General features: G+C 42.2%; 15 protein-coding genes. 6 read left to right on the plus strand and 9 right to left on the minus strand.

The window, feature by feature from the left end; all coding sequences use genetic code 11:
- Positions 1-20 precede the first annotated feature (20 nt).
- The 3 genes from WH214_RS04250 to WH214_RS04260 form a co-directional block, all read right to left on the minus strand.
- Positions 21-146, minus strand: coding sequence for a hypothetical protein (locus WH214_RS04250; RefSeq protein ID WP_339992912.1), 126 nt, complete (start codon positions 144-146; stop codon positions 21-23).
- A 96-nt stretch (positions 147-242) separates the two neighbouring features.
- The gene (locus WH214_RS04255) at positions 243-1,082 is read right to left on the minus strand and encodes a hypothetical protein (RefSeq protein ID WP_339992914.1); all 840 of its coding nucleotides are present in this window, start codon (positions 1,080-1,082) and stop codon (positions 243-245) included.
- Between the two features lie 81 nt (positions 1,083-1,163).
- Positions 1,164-2,405: a L,D-transpeptidase family protein gene (locus WH214_RS04260; protein ID WP_087013235.1), complete on the minus strand. Its 1,242-nt coding sequence runs from the start codon at positions 2,403-2,405 to the stop codon at positions 1,164-1,166.
- A gap of 202 nt (positions 2,406-2,607) precedes the next feature.
- Between WH214_RS04260 and hemE the strand changes: the two genes are divergently transcribed.
- From hemE to WH214_RS04285, 5 genes are all read left to right on the plus strand, one after another.
- Positions 2,608-3,678, plus strand: coding sequence for a uroporphyrinogen decarboxylase (hemE, locus tag WH214_RS04265; protein WP_062034002.1), 1,071 nt, complete (start codon positions 2,608-2,610; stop codon positions 3,676-3,678).
- Positions 3,679-3,714: 36 nt separating this feature from the next.
- Entirely contained in the window at positions 3,715-4,512 is a 798-nt protein-coding gene (locus WH214_RS04270; protein ID WP_171054236.1) for a DUF817 family protein, read from the plus strand.
- A gap of 146 nt (positions 4,513-4,658) precedes the next feature.
- Positions 4,659-5,129: a DUF3015 family protein gene (locus WH214_RS04275; RefSeq protein ID WP_339422361.1), complete on the plus strand. Its 471-nt coding sequence runs from the start codon at positions 4,659-4,661 to the stop codon at positions 5,127-5,129.
- Between the two features lie 69 nt (positions 5,130-5,198).
- Positions 5,199-7,082, plus strand: a complete 1,884-nt coding sequence (locus WH214_RS04280) for an Lnb N-terminal periplasmic domain-containing protein (protein WP_339422362.1) — start codon at positions 5,199-5,201, stop codon at positions 7,080-7,082.
- Between the two features lie 196 nt (positions 7,083-7,278).
- Positions 7,279-8,655: a diguanylate cyclase gene (locus tag WH214_RS04285; RefSeq protein ID WP_339422363.1), complete on the plus strand. Its 1,377-nt coding sequence runs from the start codon at positions 7,279-7,281 to the stop codon at positions 8,653-8,655.
- 56 nt (positions 8,656-8,711) lie between these two features.
- Here the strand turns inward: WH214_RS04285 and WH214_RS04290 are convergent, their stop codons facing one another.
- The 6 genes from WH214_RS04290 to WH214_RS04315 all read right to left on the minus strand — a co-directional run bounded on the left by WH214_RS04290 (position 8,712) and on the right by WH214_RS04315 (position 13,778).
- Positions 8,712-9,071: a cupin domain-containing protein gene (locus tag WH214_RS04290; protein ID WP_087013245.1), complete on the minus strand. Its 360-nt coding sequence runs from the start codon at positions 9,069-9,071 to the stop codon at positions 8,712-8,714.
- Positions 9,072-9,157: 86 nt separating this feature from the next.
- Entirely contained in the window at positions 9,158-9,706 is a 549-nt protein-coding gene (folE, locus tag WH214_RS04295; protein ID WP_171054237.1) for a GTP cyclohydrolase I FolE, read from the minus strand.
- A gap of 93 nt (positions 9,707-9,799) precedes the next feature.
- A complete protein-coding gene (locus tag WH214_RS04300; protein ID WP_004695682.1) occupies positions 9,800-10,486 on the minus strand; it encodes a Smr/MutS family protein in 687 nt (228 codons plus the stop codon).
- A gap of 251 nt (positions 10,487-10,737) precedes the next feature.
- The gene (locus WH214_RS04305; RefSeq protein WP_339422978.1) at positions 10,738-11,547 is read right to left on the minus strand and encodes an SDR family NAD(P)-dependent oxidoreductase; all 810 of its coding nucleotides are present in this window, start codon (positions 11,545-11,547) and stop codon (positions 10,738-10,740) included.
- A gap of 41 nt (positions 11,548-11,588) precedes the next feature.
- Positions 11,589-13,223 carry a long-chain fatty acid--CoA ligase gene (locus WH214_RS04310; protein ID WP_339422364.1) on the minus strand — a complete coding sequence of 545 codons (1,635 nt, stop codon included), beginning with the start codon at positions 13,221-13,223 and terminating at the stop codon, positions 11,589-11,591.
- Positions 13,224-13,283: 60 nt separating this feature from the next.
- Positions 13,284-13,778 carry a 2,4'-dihydroxyacetophenone dioxygenase family protein gene (locus WH214_RS04315; protein WP_339422365.1) on the minus strand — a complete coding sequence of 165 codons (495 nt, stop codon included), beginning with the start codon at positions 13,776-13,778 and terminating at the stop codon, positions 13,284-13,286.
- A 346-nt stretch (positions 13,779-14,124) separates the two neighbouring features.
- On the opposite strand from WH214_RS04315, the gene WH214_RS04320 reads away from it, so the two are divergent.
- On the plus strand, positions 14,125-16,779 hold the full coding sequence (locus tag WH214_RS04320; RefSeq protein WP_339422366.1) for a LuxR C-terminal-related transcriptional regulator: 2,655 nt from the start codon (positions 14,125-14,127) through the stop codon (positions 16,777-16,779).
- The last annotated feature ends 49 nt before the right edge of the window (positions 16,780-16,828 follow it).

Raw genomic sequence — 16,828 nt, forward strand, 5'->3', positions numbered from 1 at the left:
TTAAACACAACATTGCAGCCTTAGTCTAAATCGCAATACCGTACGCGGAAATCTTTCCAGACGTAGTTTTTGCCTTGCGCATATTCAGTTAAAAATTGTTGATGCAGCTTCGGCTGCTGTTGCATCCAGTCATTGCCCCATTTCACACCGAGCGGAGCCGCTTTGTCTTTAAAAACAAAATAGTCATCGAGGCAAGTACTGCTTTCAACGGAGAGTGGTGCATTTTGATCATCGAGGTAATTTTAATAATTAATCGAGTTGGGTGGATTCTTCAATAACACTTTGTCACTGGCGGTGAGTAGAGTTTTCTGTTCAAAGTGCTTAAGCGTACCTTGTCTGTACTCATAACGGGTTTCAAGGTTATAAGGATGCACGGTTTGGTAGTCGCCTGGGGACTTGGTGCTGTATTCAAGTATTGCATGATTATAATCTGATAGGTCTTCATCCCATTTGGGGCCAAAACTCATCCCATCTTCAATGGCAGGAGCCACAAATTGCACGCGGTGAAGCTGTTTGCCATTCGTGTCGATTTCAATAATTTCATAGCTGTATCGGTAGCGATTGTTGGCATAGATGGCGTTCATGGCCGAATTGGCTTTTAACTCTGTAGGAGTATAGACATAACGAGTACGAAAGATCAGTGCGAGATGCTTCGCGACGGGCATAATCGAAAACAGCTCATGATCTTTGATGGTGTTGTTGAGTTGGGGCTGTAGGGTGATTTTTTCTCGATTTTCAGCATAAGCCACGCCTATTGAAAAAACCGCGGAGTGGGGCGGGTTTAAATAAAGTAGTTTAGGCTTTGGCCCTGTTCGAATCGCGTAATAGTAAATCGGAGATTTGCCTGCGATGACATAATAGCGTGCATTCAAAAGTGGTTCTCTGAGACTGTCTTGCTCTGGAATGTATTGCGGATGACGGATTTTTTCATGATCATCCAGACTGTCAAATGGATGGTCAGATTCCACCGCATAAGCAGAAGCATCCACGCTGGTCACGATTTCTTCATCTAATTCGGCAAAGCTATAAGTTGAGAAAGATAGTAAGCAGGCCACGGGCAGTATTATTTTTAAAGCGTTCATCGTCATTTTTATGTTGTTGTAATTGAAAAAAGGTGCTCTCAAGAGAACACCTTTTATAGCGTAAATGCCTTAGAAAGCCAATTATTCTAAGAATTTAACAGTAACACCTGATTTCACTTTTTTGCCAAGATCATTGGCATCCCAGTTGGTCAAACGGATACAACCGTGTGATGCTGTTTTAGAAATAGCAGAAGGGTTTGGCGTACCGTGGATACCAAATGATTTTTTGCTTAAACCAATCCAGATATTCCCTACAGGACCGTTTGGACCCGGTGGTAGAGAAAGTGGTTTTAAGTTTTTGCCCTGTACAAAGTTACTTGGCGAGTAGCTATACCATGGATTTGGTGCAACACCAGTGACTTTATAGGTACCCGCTGGCGATGGAGTGTCCGAGCTACCAATGGTTGCAGGGAAAGAACCAATCATTTGGTTGCGGCTGTTAAATAAATACAGCTGTTTTGCACCTTTGTGTGCAACAATCAAATGAATGTCTTCTGGCACTTCATTGCGGATATTGGCCACAATAATTTTCTCGCCCGCTTTTTTGAAGGTCGCTTTTGGATTTAACTTCTGCAAAAAGTCTTCATCCATATGGAACTTTTCACCTAACATTTCAGTCACACGTGTGTAATACAAACCTTTCATTTTGGCTTGTAGTGCATAATCACGTGGAATTGATGCAGCATAAGGACCTTTTAGGTCTGCTTCGGTAATGGTGTATTCAATAAATGCAGGTTTAGAACCTTGGCTTGCCAGTAGGGCATCCCAAGTTTCTTTGGTTAAAGTGCCTGTTGCTTTTAAACCGCTCATTTGCTGGAACGAGGCAATGGCTTTGAGGGTATTTTTACCGCTCATGCCATCAATTGCACCCGGAGACGCATGTGCATTATTCAGCATCACGTGAGCACGTGCATAGACAGGGAATTGGCCTTTACCAATGTTGTCAAACCATTCTGCACTGTTTAGACCATTTAATGTCCACGATGCTTTTGCTGCAGCAGGATTGGTCGTCGTGGTAGTCGGTGCAGTGGTGGTTTTGCTTGGTGCAGCACCAACGTCAGCGGTTTTATCTTCAGATTGTTCAAGTTGATCTAAAGTTTGCGAAGCTTGGTTTAAGTCTGCTTGTTCTTTTGCTGTAATTTGGCTGTTTGCAACCGCAGTAGAAGCTGAAGCGACATCTGTTGCTAAAGGATCAATAGGATCTTGAACTGAAGTATCAATGATCTTTTTTGGCGTCAAGGGTTGTTCAGTAGTAGATGCAGCAAACGCTGTACCAGCAAGAATGCAACTTAAACTCATCGCGAGTATTGTGCGAACGAACATGTAATTCAACCTTAAGAATTATTCATTTACAAAGTAAAAACTAGTGAAGTATTACAGAAAAAAGATGGAGATGCAGTATTTGTTTTGTGTAAATATTCGTTTGCATCTTTGTCCTGATCGAATTTTAGTGTTATGAGAAGTTATTAAAAATTCGACCTTTTTGTTATGATGGTGAGCAAATTTAATTGAGATGGGAAAGTAAATGACGACGCTTAAAAATGATCGTTTTCTACGTGCTTTATTACGTGAACCTGTAGATACCACACCCGTCTGGATGATGCGTCAAGCAGGGCGTTATTTACCTGAATATCGTGCAACCCGTGCTCAAGCGGGTGATTTCCTTTCGCTGTGTAAAAATAACGAATTTGCGTGTGAAGTGACTTTACAGCCTTTACGCCGTTATGAGCTCGACGCTGCCATTTTATTTTCAGATATTTTAACTGTACCCGATGCTTTGGGTTTAGGGCTTTATTTTGAAGCTGGGGAAGGGCCTAAATTTCATAAAACGGTTCGTACTGAACAAGATGTGGCGAATTTACCTAAGTTTAATGCTGCATCTGATCTCGACTATGTGATGAATGCGGTCAAGACGATTCGTTCAGCCTTAGGTGGACAAGTGCCTTTAATTGGCTTTTCAGGCAGTCCTTGGACGCTAGCAACTTATATGGTTGAAGGCGGTTCGAGCAAAGATTTCCGTTTCACCAAGCAAATGATGTATGCGCAACCTGAAGTTTTACATGCGCTGCTCGATCGTTTGGCTGATGCGGTAATTGACTATCTCAATGCGCAAATTGATGCAGGTGCTCAAGCCGTACAGATTTTTGACAGTTGGGGCGGGGCATTGGCACACCGTGAATATTTAGAATTTTCTTTAAAATACATGCAAAAAATTGTTGCAGGTTTAAAACGTGAAAATGAAGGACGTAAAGTTCCCGTCATTTTATTCACCAAAGGTGGCGGTCAGTGGTTAGAGCCAATGGTGGCAACAGGGGCAGATGCCTTTGGTCTAGATTGGACGACGCCATTAAATGTGGCTCGCCAAACGGTGGCTGGCCGTGCGGCACTGCAAGGCAACTTAGACCCTGCAACATTATATGGTTCGCATGAGACCATCGTTAAAGCTACCAAAGCCATGTTAGATGATGCGTATGCAGGCGGTGAGAAAACGGGTTATGTTGCAAACTTAGGTCACGGTATTACCCAGTGGGTTGATCCTGAAAACCCGAAAGCCTTTATTGATACTGTGCATGAATACAGTGCTAAATATCTTTAAGTTTCACAGCTTCAATTCAATTAGGGTTCATGCGTGATCACGATTTTAAAATCATGTTTTGAGTTCTCATCTAAGGCAGCTTCGGCTGCCTTATTTGGGATATTACTGTTATTGGCTTTTGCGTTCACAGCCAGTATGGGGAGTCAGGAATATTTCGGCTTTTTCCGTTATGACTATCTATTATTTTATGCCGTGCTGATTCAAGTTTGTCTGCTGTATTTAAAACTTGAGTCTTGGGCCGAGGCCAAAGTGATTGCATTATTTCACGTGATGGCAATGGTGATGGAAATCTTTTTGACGCATCCGCAAATTGCATCTTGGCAGTATCCGCATCCCGCCGTGTTTAAAATTTTAACAGTGCCTTTGTTTGCAGGTTTTATGTATTCGGCTGTGGGCAGTTTTTTTGCGCGTTCATTACGTCTTTATCATGTTTCTTTTGAACACTTGCCCCGTTTCTCCGCCATGCTGACATTGGCGGTGTTGTCTTATATCAACTTTATGTCCAAATTTTTTGTTCCAGATATTCGTTATCTTTTGTTTGCGTGGAGCATAGTGCTATTTTGGAAAACCAAGATTGGCTTTGAATTACAGCAGCACCGTTTTCAACTGCCGATGTTACCCGTACTTTTACTGTTGGCTTTTATTATTTGGATTGCGGAAAATATCAGTACGTTTTACCAAATCTGGTTGTACCCAAGTCAAGTCGATGCATGGCATATGGTCGGTTGGGGCAAGTTGGGTTCTTGGTATTTATTGCTACTGCTCAGTCTGGTGCTGGTGTTAAAGATTTTAGGGAAACGAGATCTACGTGGCAGTTGGTCCTTATACCGCTAAAGCACATTTTTAAATATTCACTTCACTTTAGTATAAATTGTTTTGCGTTATGCGCTTGTTACGGCTATCTTACAAGGGTGTAGCTCAAAATACACACAATAGGAACAATAAAAATACTCGGAGATAATCGAGTCTGGAGAAACCTTATGTTGAAAAAAATAGCATTGGCTGCGGTTTTGGCTGTTGGTTCTACCGCTACATTTGCAGATAATGACGTCGGTTGTGGTATTGGTTCACAAATTTGGGCTGGCCAGTCTGGTAAAGTCGCTAAAATTTTAGCGGGTACAACCAATGGTCTTTTCGCTAACCAACTTTTCGGTATTACCTTTGGTACTTTAGGTTGTAGTGGTACAGGTACAGTGACTGCTCAGGCAGTAACATTTACCAACGAAAATGCGGAAGCATTGGCGCGTGATATGGCAGTCGGTGAGGGCGAAAGTCTAAATGTACTGGCTGAATTATTGAACATCCAGTCTGAAGATAAAGCACGTTTCTTTGAAGTGTCTAAGCAAAAATTCGCAAAAATCTATTCAGCTGAAAACCAAGATGCACTTCAAGTATTAGCATCTTTACAAGCAGTCATGGCAACGGATAGCGTATTAAAAGCATACGTTTAATTGCACCATAAAACCCTGCCATTCAGGCAGGGTTTTTCATATCTAAAAAAGAAGAATAGCTAACACTGCATGAAATCTGTTGTCCTCCTCTCAAGTGTGCTATTCAGCACCAGCATCTTTGCTCAAGCACCTAGCTTGGCAGAGTTTTATATTGAAAAAGCACAGCAGCTGAAGCTTGCCTCAAATGTGACGTGGCAACGTTTGATGTATGCCAATGCTTCAGGACAAAGTGAAGTCACTTACCGTCCATTTTTTTATAATGAACACGGACAAACCCAGCTCAAACAAGAGCTTGATGCCAATATTGCAGCACTTTTTACCCCAGCCGCAGCCAATCAATCGATTCAGTGTCGCTTTCCGGCACGTTCAAAATGGCTCATAGAACAACTGAATATTGCATCAAACCAACTGCCTAAAGCCTCATGTCCTGAGCTGGATGAGTGGCTTGGGCAAATTAAGCCGTATAAGGCGACTTTAATTTACGCCACGGACTTTATGGGTAACCCCAGTTCGATGTTTGGGCATACCTTGTTAAGGCTTGATCCTAAAGACCAAAAACAGCTGAACTTAGTCTCTTATGCCGTTAATTATGCAGCGACAGTGGCCAATAGCGACAGCTTTTCTTTTGCATGGAAGGGCTTAACCGGGCAGTACCCAGGTGAGTACTCACTCATGCCGTACTATCGAAAAGTGAAAGAATATGGTGATTTGGAAAGCCGCGATTTGTGGGAGTACGAGTTAGCCCTGACGCCAGAAGAAACCAAAACTATGGTTGAGCATATTTGGGAACTCAAGCATGTGCAATTTCCTTACTATTTTATCAGTGATAACTGTGCCTATCGTTTACTGGGTTTAATTGATTTGGTACGGCCAGAGGTCAACCTACAAAAACAATTTAAAACCGCTGCGATTCCTGTTGAGACTATTAAGGCGGTCGATGAAAACCATTTAATTGCAGAAAGTGTTTACCGTCCAGCTTTAGAAACTCAGTTGTTGGCACAAGCCAAACAACACGGACAAGCCTTGGCAGCGGCGGCGCATCAGGTTGCGCAACTTGAACCTGCTCAAATGCAAGATTATTTGAATCGCTATGCGTTGGTGGATCAGGCACGCATTTTAGAAATGGCCTATGACCATGTGTATTTACAGTTAATTGCACAAAAGATTGCAGCAGAAGACGCCCAACCGCGTATTCGACAACTGCTGGGTTTGCGGAGTCAGATTGACTTGGAAAAGCAACGTCAAGTGGTCGAAGCGCCAAAAGTAGATCCGGTAAAAGGTCATCAGGCGCGAACCGTTCAGCTTGAATCGGGTGAAATACAAGGTGACACTTATTTCCGACTGAGCCATCGTCAGGCCTATCATGACTTGATTGACCCGCAAGGCGGTTTCCGTTTGGGTACACAGCTTAAGTTTCTAGATGGTAGCCTCGAATATCGCGATGATCGATTAAAACTGCAAGAACTAAATGTGCTGGAGGTCAATGCCTACAGTCCACTGACTGCCTTTAAAACACCATTAAGCTGGGGGTTTAACATGGGGTGGCAACAAGAGGCACTAGATCGAGATGGTGCATTTAGTGAACAGGATCAACACGGCGTATTCAATCTATCCAGTCAGTTTGGCTATAGTGTGGCAGATCAAGAGCGTCAACATTTATGCTATGCACAATTGCAAAATCATATTCAAGCAGGCAAAGCTTTAGACCGAGGTTGGCGCGTGGGACTTGGGCCAACGGTAGGCTGCCAGAACATCTGGAGCGAACATATCAATAGTTTGGTACAGGTCGAGCTGCCATATTGGGAAGATAGCCATCAATGGCAAGTCAGACTGAATACTCAGTTGCAATATTTATTCAATCAGCAAACTGCGTTGAGGTTTCATTGGCAGTATCAACAGCAAAAAGGAAAAGATTGGGATCAGACGGGTTTGAGTTATATCCATTTCTTTTAATCTGATTCTCTTTTCAAAGCCCCTTTTATGGGGCTTTTTTTATGAAAGTCATTGCTGTTAAAACAACCAAACGTGAGCTTTACTTTTTATAAAGCGTTGAAAATGAAAGCTGATGGTGAAAATAAGTATTGAAATTTGTTATATTAATCACATAAATGTCTAGTAAGTCTCAAAAATATATAAATAGGTAAGTTTTATGAATGATGAATGCATGGCTAAGTTGGCCGAGCAATGGGGGAAAATTTGCCAACATTATTCAGTGAATGATCACGTTAAAGCGCAAAATTTTATTCAGCAGCATTCGTCTGTATTGGTTAATGAATTTTATAGCAATATTGTCTTGGAGCCTGAGGCTGCAGATTTTTTTAAAGATGACATCATTCAACAACGTTTAAAAAACAGTTTAAACCAATGGCTCATTGAAAGTTTCGACGTGGCTGTGAATGAAGCTTATTATGCAGCAGTTGAAAAACAACAAAAAGTTGGGCAGGTACATGCGCGGGTGGGTATTCCTTCTTGGTTGATCATGCGCGGTATTCGTGAGATTGAAAACAAGATCTTGGAACTCTTGGCTGGACTTCCGCTAGAAAATAACCACCACATGCTAAGTTATATGCTGCAAATTATGGGTTTTGCGACAGAAATTATGTGCAGATCCTATGAAGCCAATACTGAGCGGAGCCATGAAGTTAAGCATAGCTATCGTTTATTTTCTGCAATGCAAGATGTCGCAGTACAAAAAGATAAGCAGCGCAGCATTTTGCTCGACTGGGAAAATGAGTTGATGTTCAAAGTCTTCTCCGAGCATCCGCAGTTGCAACACATTGCTTTGTCTAAGTCGGAATTTGGTCTATGGTTTGTGCATAAAGCAGCGTATGCGTTTACGGGTGCAGAGCAAGTGGAGACCATTATCAGGTTGATTCAACAGGTCGATACCCTCAATTTTGACGTGCTCGACTGTCAGGATCAGACTCGGAAGGTGGAGCGTATTCAAGAAATTCGTGATGTGAACCGACAGATCCAGCATTTGGTTGATCAACTGTTTCAAGTGACCGAATATATAGACTCAGGCAATGACTCGCTCACTCAGCTGTTAAACCGTCGATATTTAAGTACGATTGTGTCGCGTGAAATTAATTTTGCCCGTAAAAATGATGCAGCACTGAGTCTATTGGCAATCGACGCGGATTATTTCAAACGTATCAACGATAAATATGGGCATACAGCAGGGGACTTGGCACTGCGTTTTATTGCTGAAGTCTTGTTAGATGTAGCGAAGGGTAGTGACTATGCCTTCCGTGTCGGTGGCGAAGAGTTCTTATTGCTGTTGGTCGACAGTGATCTCACGCGTGCTTTACAAATCGCTGAAACGATTCGCATGCGGATACAAGAAACCCCAATTCGTACCGCTCATGGGCAAAGTTTTAGTTTTACCGTCAGTATTGGTTGTACGGTTTATAATGGTCATCCTGACTATCAGCGCTTTTTAGACACTGCTGATTCGGCACTCTATGCAGCCAAAAATAAAGGGCGTAACTGTATTCATGTGACTGAAAAAGTCCTGAGTGTTTAAATCTCAGACTTAAACACGAACTGTTCTAAGACGTTTCAAATCGGTTGTTGAGGTGCTTATACCTCAACAATCACATAGTATTTTTTTACAGCTTCAACCACTTCAAATGTGCCGATAAAACTCGGTGGAATAATTCCTGCTTGACCTGCTTTGACTTCAATGAAGTCTTGAGTGTGGGCATCATGAATACGGATGCAGCCTTCCATCACTTGAAAGAACTCTTGTTTATTGTCGGCAAATTGAATATTCCATGAGCCAACTTCACAGTGCCAAATTCCGCAGCCCATGTGCGGATGCTCATATAGACTATAGGTCTGGCGCTGTGGATTGCCTTGGACCAAACGGTCTGGACGTGGAAAATCAATACTCTGTTCGCCTTGGGTCAAACCATGACCTGCTAACCAAATTGCTGACATTGCGTATTCCTCTAAACAAAAAATGAATCGTTCAATGATATATGCATAAAAAAAGCCCCAACAGAGGTTGAGGCTTTATGTTTCAATTAATAGCTTTCAGGGACTGCACTTAAAAACTCGCGGCGCTCTTCTTTATTGGTTTTAAAGTCACCAATAAAGGAAACGGTACGTGTAGTCGATTCTTGCTTGCCGACGCCGCGCATCATCATACACATATGTGCAGAATCAATCATAACCGCCACGCCACGTGCACCTGTCACTTCTGCAACCGCTTCTGCAATCTGCTGCGTCAGGTTTTCTTGAATCTGTAGACGACGTGCAAACATTTCGGTGATGCGTGCAAATTTAGAGAGTCCAAGGACATTACCCTCAGGTAAATATGCAATATGTACGCGACCATAGAAAGGCAATAAATGGTGTTCACAGAGTGAATAAAATTCGATATTTTTAACCAGTACCATTTCACGGTTGTCCGATGGGAACACCGCATTATTGGTCACTTCTTCTAAGCTTTTGCTATAACCAGACGTTAAATACGAAAAAGCTTTAGCAGCACGCATAGGCGTATCGAGGAGACCTGGACGGGTTAGGTCTTCACCAACGGCAGTTAAGATGTTAGCGTAGGATTGCTGCATAGACATAAGACGTGTTCACTTACACTGATATTGAACAAGGACGGCATTGTAGCAGAAAACTATTCCAATGCCTTATTTTGGACAAAAATCCGATTACTGTTTAAACTTTGGGTTCTTTTCAGCACGTTTTAGCAACACTAAAACTGCACCTGTACCACCTTGCTTTTCTGGCGCACTTACAAAAGCCAATACATCTCGGTGTTGACGTAGCCAACCATTCACATATGTTTTTAAAATGGCTTCTGGACCTTTGCCGTGCACAATTTTAATGACATTTTGATTTTCATCTTTGGCCATTTGAATGACTTGTAAAACTGCGACACGGGCTTCTTCAACGGTGCAACCATGCAAGTCGACTGCTTCAAACCAACGGATGTTACCCGCTTTTAAATCTTCAAATACTTTGTGTTGCAGCGTAGCAATGCGATAACTGAGCGCGGCTTGGCTCGCCACAGGGTTGAGCATCGCTTGAGTATCGGACAGCTCAGTTGCATCGGTATGCATTGGGCCTTCAGCCGCTGCACGTTTTGCTAAAGTTTGTGCATCGATTTTTTTCTTTGGATTTTTTTCTATTTTGGCAATGTTCGCGGTCTCCATTTTTTGGACACCTTGCATTTGTTTTTGAAACAACGCGAAATCATCTTCTGGCTCGGGTGGAGCAACTTGAGCTTGGGCCTCAGACTGTTTGATGGCAGTCGAATGCGGATTGGTGATTTGCTTTTTAAAGTCTTTCAGTAAATTAAACTGTTCTTTAGAAAGCGATGAATCATGTTTGCTCATAGTGTCAGAAAAATACGCAAAATAAGGAATTAGGCGATAATTATAGTCTGATTTTTCCTATATTTGAACTGAATTGCATTTATAGCGAATTGCAAAAAATTGCATATCAAATGACTAATAGTATTTTGTGGGGTGCTCAAGAGAACTGTTGGTCTGGAAGAACCTAAAATGATTGAACCCGAGTAACCATGCTACCTAGATAGAAAATGATCCACTCGGGTTCAGGTTTGGCGTGCTAATTCAGTCGTGACTTAACTTGCACGTAAAGTACGGATGATCTTATCCAGCTTTTTATCGATTTGGTTACGATAAAGGTCAGGCAAGACACGTGAAAGCTTGGCAAGAATACGTGCTTGAGTCCCTGGAATGATCATAAATTGAGAGGAGAAAATGCCGTTGTAAATTTCTTGGCAGGCTTTCTCAACTGGCATACTACCACCCAATTGCTTTAATGCTGCTGTGACTGGCGAACCGTGTTTACGTTCTTCCGTCACAAGCGGTGTGTCCACTTCGGGTGGGCAAACCACAGCAACATCAATTTTTTGACTACGAAGTTCCATACGCAGTACTTCAGCCAAACCGACGACACCAAATTTAGATGAGCAGTAACCTGTATAACCATAACAACCCACCAAGCCCGCAGCAGAGGCAATAAACACCAGTTTCGGATGTTTACCCTGTTGAACAGCTTGCTTGAGATGCGGTAAGGCAGCATGGGCGACATTACGGCTACCGATAAGATTAATATTGATTTGTCTTTCGAATTCTTGAGAAGTCATTTCATCGAAATTCTTAGCAATGCTGATTCCTGCGGAATTAATCAATAAATCTGGTGCACCAAATTGAGCAGTCGCTTCAGCAAATTTTGCCTCCATTGTACTTTCATTTTGTACATTGACTTCAAAACCACAGACAGCAGGAGAACGCTTTTGCAAATCAGCAACCGCTTGTTCAATCCCAGCATGGGCAAAAATACACACTTGGAAGTTGTCTTTGAGTAAACGTTTAGTCAACTCAAGGCCGATACCGCTACTGCCGCCTGTCACCCAAGCTGTTTTCATCTTCTTCACATCAATATCCTTTTGAATGTTTCGAATGAGTCTTAAACGACTTCGTCTTGAAGTAAAACATGACCAAATTGTTTACGCAGTTCCGCTTTCACAATTTTACCTGTGCCATTGATTGGCAGGGCATCAACAAAAATCACCACGTCAGGAATCTGCCAACGGGCAATTTTATTGTCAAAGTAAGCCAAGGCCTCTTCTTCAGTGAGTGTTGAGTTCTCTTGTTTCACGGCAATCAAAATTGGGCGTTCATCCCATTTTGGATGACGTGCCGCAATGGCTGCTGCCATACGAATCTCCGGGTGACCCACAGCAATATTTTCAAGTTCAACCGAAGAAATCCATTCACCGCCCGATTTGATCAAATCTTTGGCACGGTCACAGATGGTCATATAACCGTCTGCATCTAGGGTCGCGATATCACCTGTGTCGAACCAGCCATCTGCTGTGGTAGCACTTTGCTCTTGGTTGAAATAATGATCAACAATCCAAGGGCCACGAATTTGTAGATTTCCTTGGGTATGGCCATCGTTGGCTAAGACTTGATTGGTGCTTTCATCAACGATACGTAATTCAACACCAAAAGGTGGACGACCTTGGGTTAAGCGTAACTTTTCAAAGTCTTCAGCACTTAAAGTGGCATGTTTGGCTTTCGGTTGGTTTGCTGTCCCGAGTGGGCTAGTTTCCGACATTCCCCATGCATGAATGGTGTCACAAGCATAGTTGTTTTTGAAATCACGAATAATTGAAGGTGGGCACGCAGCACCACCCACGATGTTACGCGTCATGCTCTCTAAGCTTGTCCCGCGTTTTTTTGCAGCTGCAAGTAAGCCTTGCCAGATGGTGGGTACACCTAAAGCCACAGTAACTTTATAGCTGTCGATCAGATCAACGAGACTGTCACCATCTAGGTTTGGTCCTGGTAAAACCACACTGGTACCGACCATCGCTGCTGCATATGGCACACCCCATGCATTGACATGGAACATAGGAACGACAGGCATGACCACATCATTTGCAGACAGGTTTAATGCGTCTGGCAAGCTAATCGCCATGGTGTGGAGTAGGGTAGAACGGTGGCTATACAGTACGCCTTTCGGGTTACCTGTAGTGCCAGAGGTGTAACATAAAGAACTAGGGGTTTCTTCGCTGAATTGTGGCCAGCTAAATTCAGCAGATTGGTTTTGAATCAAATCATCATAGAAAATAACATCTGGAAGTGCAGCTAAGATTTTTTCATCATGTGCACCGTAACAGATAAATTTTTCAACGGTTGGTACTTTGCCTTGGATTGCGACAATTAACGGTAGGAAAGTCGAATCAAAGAAAATTGCTTTGTCTTGTGCATCATTAATAATGAACACCAGTTGTTCTGGGAACAAGCGGGGGTTGATGGTGTGGCAAACATAACCACTCCCTGAAATAGCATACCAAGATTCTAAATGACGATGGTTGTTCCACGCGATCGTTGCAAGACGATCACCTTGCGTTAGATTAAATGACGTAAAAGCATTGGCTAAACGTTTGCTGTTTTGTTGGACTTGTAACCAATTGGTGGTGGTCATTTGACCATTTACTTCGCGTGAAAAAATAGAAGTATCTGCGTGGTACTTTGCTGCATGTTCGATTAAGTTACTAATCAACAAAGATTGGTGCATCATTTTGCCAAACATTTCATTCATCCTTGGTGGCTATTTGTAGAAAAAGGACTTTTAGCTAAAAGTCTTTAAGAATTATTTTTGGCTGAAGTCAACCACTGCGCCAGGTTTGATATAACGTGGCATTTTTTGACCTGTGTGTTCAGCCACGACGTGAAGGGTGCGCTCGATCCAACCTGAGTCCATAATGAACATCAGTGAGTCGTCATCGTTTAAGTTGATGTTCGCACCATTAATGACCATGAAACCTTCGGTGCCTTCTTTACTTGAAAAGGTGTGGATAGAACCAGCTGGTTCAAATAAATAGCTGCCAGCCGTTTGAACATCTTCAGGATATTCGACATAATTCCATGAACCTGCTGTTGTATAAAAATGCACAACGCCTGTATGGAAATGTCGTGGTAATATTGTGCCTGCATCAAAACGGGCATGAATGACCCAGACGCCATTATCGGGGTCTAAAAAGCAAGGTGTGACATGCACACCCGGTAGTGCATTTTTGATTTCGCCATCTTTGATGTTAATCGTTAATAATCGATCCTGATGTTTAACTGATTGTGCGATGCTCATGACAAACTCCTTGTATGTCTTGGAATCAGAATATGATATGAGATATCAATATCTAAGATTTACTTAAGCCTGAGCATAACAATGTTTCAGAAAATGCAAACCACTCGAAAGAATGGAATTGACATTGTTTGATAAATGCGCGAATGAACAGTTTAAAATAGGGATTGGAATGGTTTTTGATGCTATTTCATATTGCTTAACTGCGGTGCCCCTACTAATTTATAAGTGTTTTAGACTGATGAATGGCATAACATGATTGGTTGAGGATGATGTTGTGCTCAATGCAAAATTCAGGGAAATGAACATTGCAGATGAAGTTGAATAAAAAACGATTGGATGAATATACATGCAAGTGTTGAAGACTAAACTCAGTCGTCCGAGCATGCAAAATGGCAGGGCCATGCAACGTCCCCAACTGTTAAGTCAGATGGTGGACTATTGTCAGTCTTCTTTGGTTTTTATTCACGCCGCGGCGGGTTATGGAAAAACCACGCTGATGCATCAACTCTCGGAGTCTCTTTTAGCAAAGGGAAAGAAAGTCTGTTGGTTGACTTTGGATGACGATGACAATGATCCGATTCGACTCTATCAATACTTGCGTTTGGCGCTTTTGGATTTAGAACCGCCGCAGTCCCTCTCTTATGGACAGATCCATAAACAACACATCATTGAGCTGACGCAAAATGTTGCAGAAGTGGATGCTGAGACTGTTTTATTTATCGATGAGTTTGAAGCATTAACGAACCCAGAATGTTTAAATATCTTTTGGTGGTTGTACCAGTCTTTACCTGAAAATTGTCATTTGGTGATTGCTTCAAGGGTCAAACCCAACTGGAGTTTCGCGAAAGAATATCTATTGGGGCGTTTAAAGTGGGTTACTGAGTCTCAGCTTAGTATCAAACAGCAAGAAAGCAGTGCGCTCATTCAGTTTTTACAACAACAAAACTTTGACCAGCTTGCTTTAAGCACGGAGCTTGCAGAACAACTGATTGATAAAACTGAAGGCTGGTTTACAGGCATTCAGTTCACCAATTTATATTTGAAAGAACATCAAGATATTCATGGCTTTATTCAAAATTTAAGTGGTGCGCATCATCAGATTGTGAATTACCTTAGTGAGCAGGTTTTTTTACAACAAGACCCTGAAATTCAGCAATTTTTATTGCAAATTAGTGTACTGAGGAAAATTAATCCCGCTTTGGTTATCGCTTTAACGGGTAATCAGGCTGCACAGCAGATTCTCGATGTCATCAGCCAAAAAGGTTTGTTCATTCAAGCGATAGATGAACAGCGTACGTGGTATCGCGTGCATCATTTATTTCGAGACTTTTTGCAATCGAAGTTTAAGCTTTTACAACCCGATGCATATCAGCAAATGCATCGTAAAGCGGCAGAATGGTTCAAACAACAGCGTTATCTGATGGAAGCGATTTATCACGCCCAACAGGCAGAAGATCAGCAGTTGATTTTATCATTGCTCAACACGGTATGTCGTGAACTGATCTTAGAAGGCCGACACTATACGTTGTTGGAGTTGGTCAAACAGATCCCTGATTCTGTCTTGGTGCAAAATCCAAATTTGCTCTATGACATTATTTGGACCTTGGTACTGACGCATCAAGTGACCCTAGCTAATCATTATCTACAGCTCTGGCATAGTGTGGATCAACATGAAACCTTATTACAACATGAGGACCAATTAGGTTTAGCCCCTCTCATTGCTGTTTTAGAAGACAAGTTAGATGTGGCTTATCGCTTAGCGCAACAAAACTTAGCACAACTGCCAAGTACCGTTTATTTTGTCCGTGCTCTACTGATTGGGATTGGGGCTTTACATCACATTTGTTTGGGGCAAATGAGTGAAGCACGAAAGCTATTACTACAAACGCGCATTATCTATTTGCAAGGTCATAACCTATATGGTTTGGCAATGGTCGATTGTATTGATGCCCTATGTGATTATTTATTAGGAAATTTAACGCTCGCGGCAGAGAAATTTACTCAAGTAGGGCAGAGCGAGGAATATCGTAACTTAGGTTTAGATGAAGACAATCAAGCGGCCATTATGAATATTCTGAGCAGCTTTAAAGCAGACCTATATTATGAAATGAACCAAATGTTGCAAGTCGAAGCTGCATTAATGGACTTTAAGGGCGGTGGTAATTTGGCAATGCCTGATATGGTGATAGTCGGTTATATTTTACAAATGCGACTAGCGACCTTGCATCAAGATCAAAGCGCGATACAAATGTGCTTACACCAAGCACATACGCGTAGTAGTCAATGGTCATTACCTCGACTCGCACAAACCATACAAGCCTATGCGCAACAATCAAGCCCGCTTTCAGCATTAGCTGATACTGAACAGGCAGCATTTCAGCCATATTTAAATTTTACGAATTTGCTGCGTGGCGATGATTTAATGCTGGTGCGTCAGCAAATTTTCATGGGGAAAGCCGAGCAAGCCAAAGAATATTTAAGTCAACAGTTAGCATTTTTTAGGATTTATCCAATACGTTTTGCGCGTGTTCAAATTTTGTTTGCACTGGCCCTGTATCAGCTGAAACAACATGAACAGGCTTTTGAGGCGCTACAACAAGCGCTTGAAACCCTCATGCCGACTCAGGCAGTGCGGGTGATTCTAGATGAAGACCCTCTAATCTGGGATATGTTAAGTGGCTTAAGTCAGCACGTAAGTCGACAGAAGCAAAAACATACAGTTGTGTTATTAGAATATATCCAGCAACTGCAAAAGCTCAATCAAGCTGAAAGTAGTGCTGAAGCTTTGATCGGAAGTTCTGGCCTTGAGGCTTTATCAAAACGTGAAATCCAAATTTTAGAAAAATTAAGCCGTGGTTGTACCGATGCTGAAATATCCGAGTCGATCTTTTTGTCCATCAATACGGTGAAATGGCATTTGCGTAAAATCTATAACAAGTTGCAGGTTCGCTCTCGAATGGAAGCGGTGAATGAGGCCAAGAAGCAGGGTTTAATTGAGTAATTTAAAATTGAACAATTTTTTATATGTTACTGTTTAACGAGATCTTCAA

The sequence above is a fragment of the Acinetobacter sp. MYb191 genome (assembly GCF_037572605.1).
GTDB classification, from domain to species: Bacteria; Pseudomonadota; Gammaproteobacteria; order Pseudomonadales; family Moraxellaceae; genus Acinetobacter; species Acinetobacter johnsonii.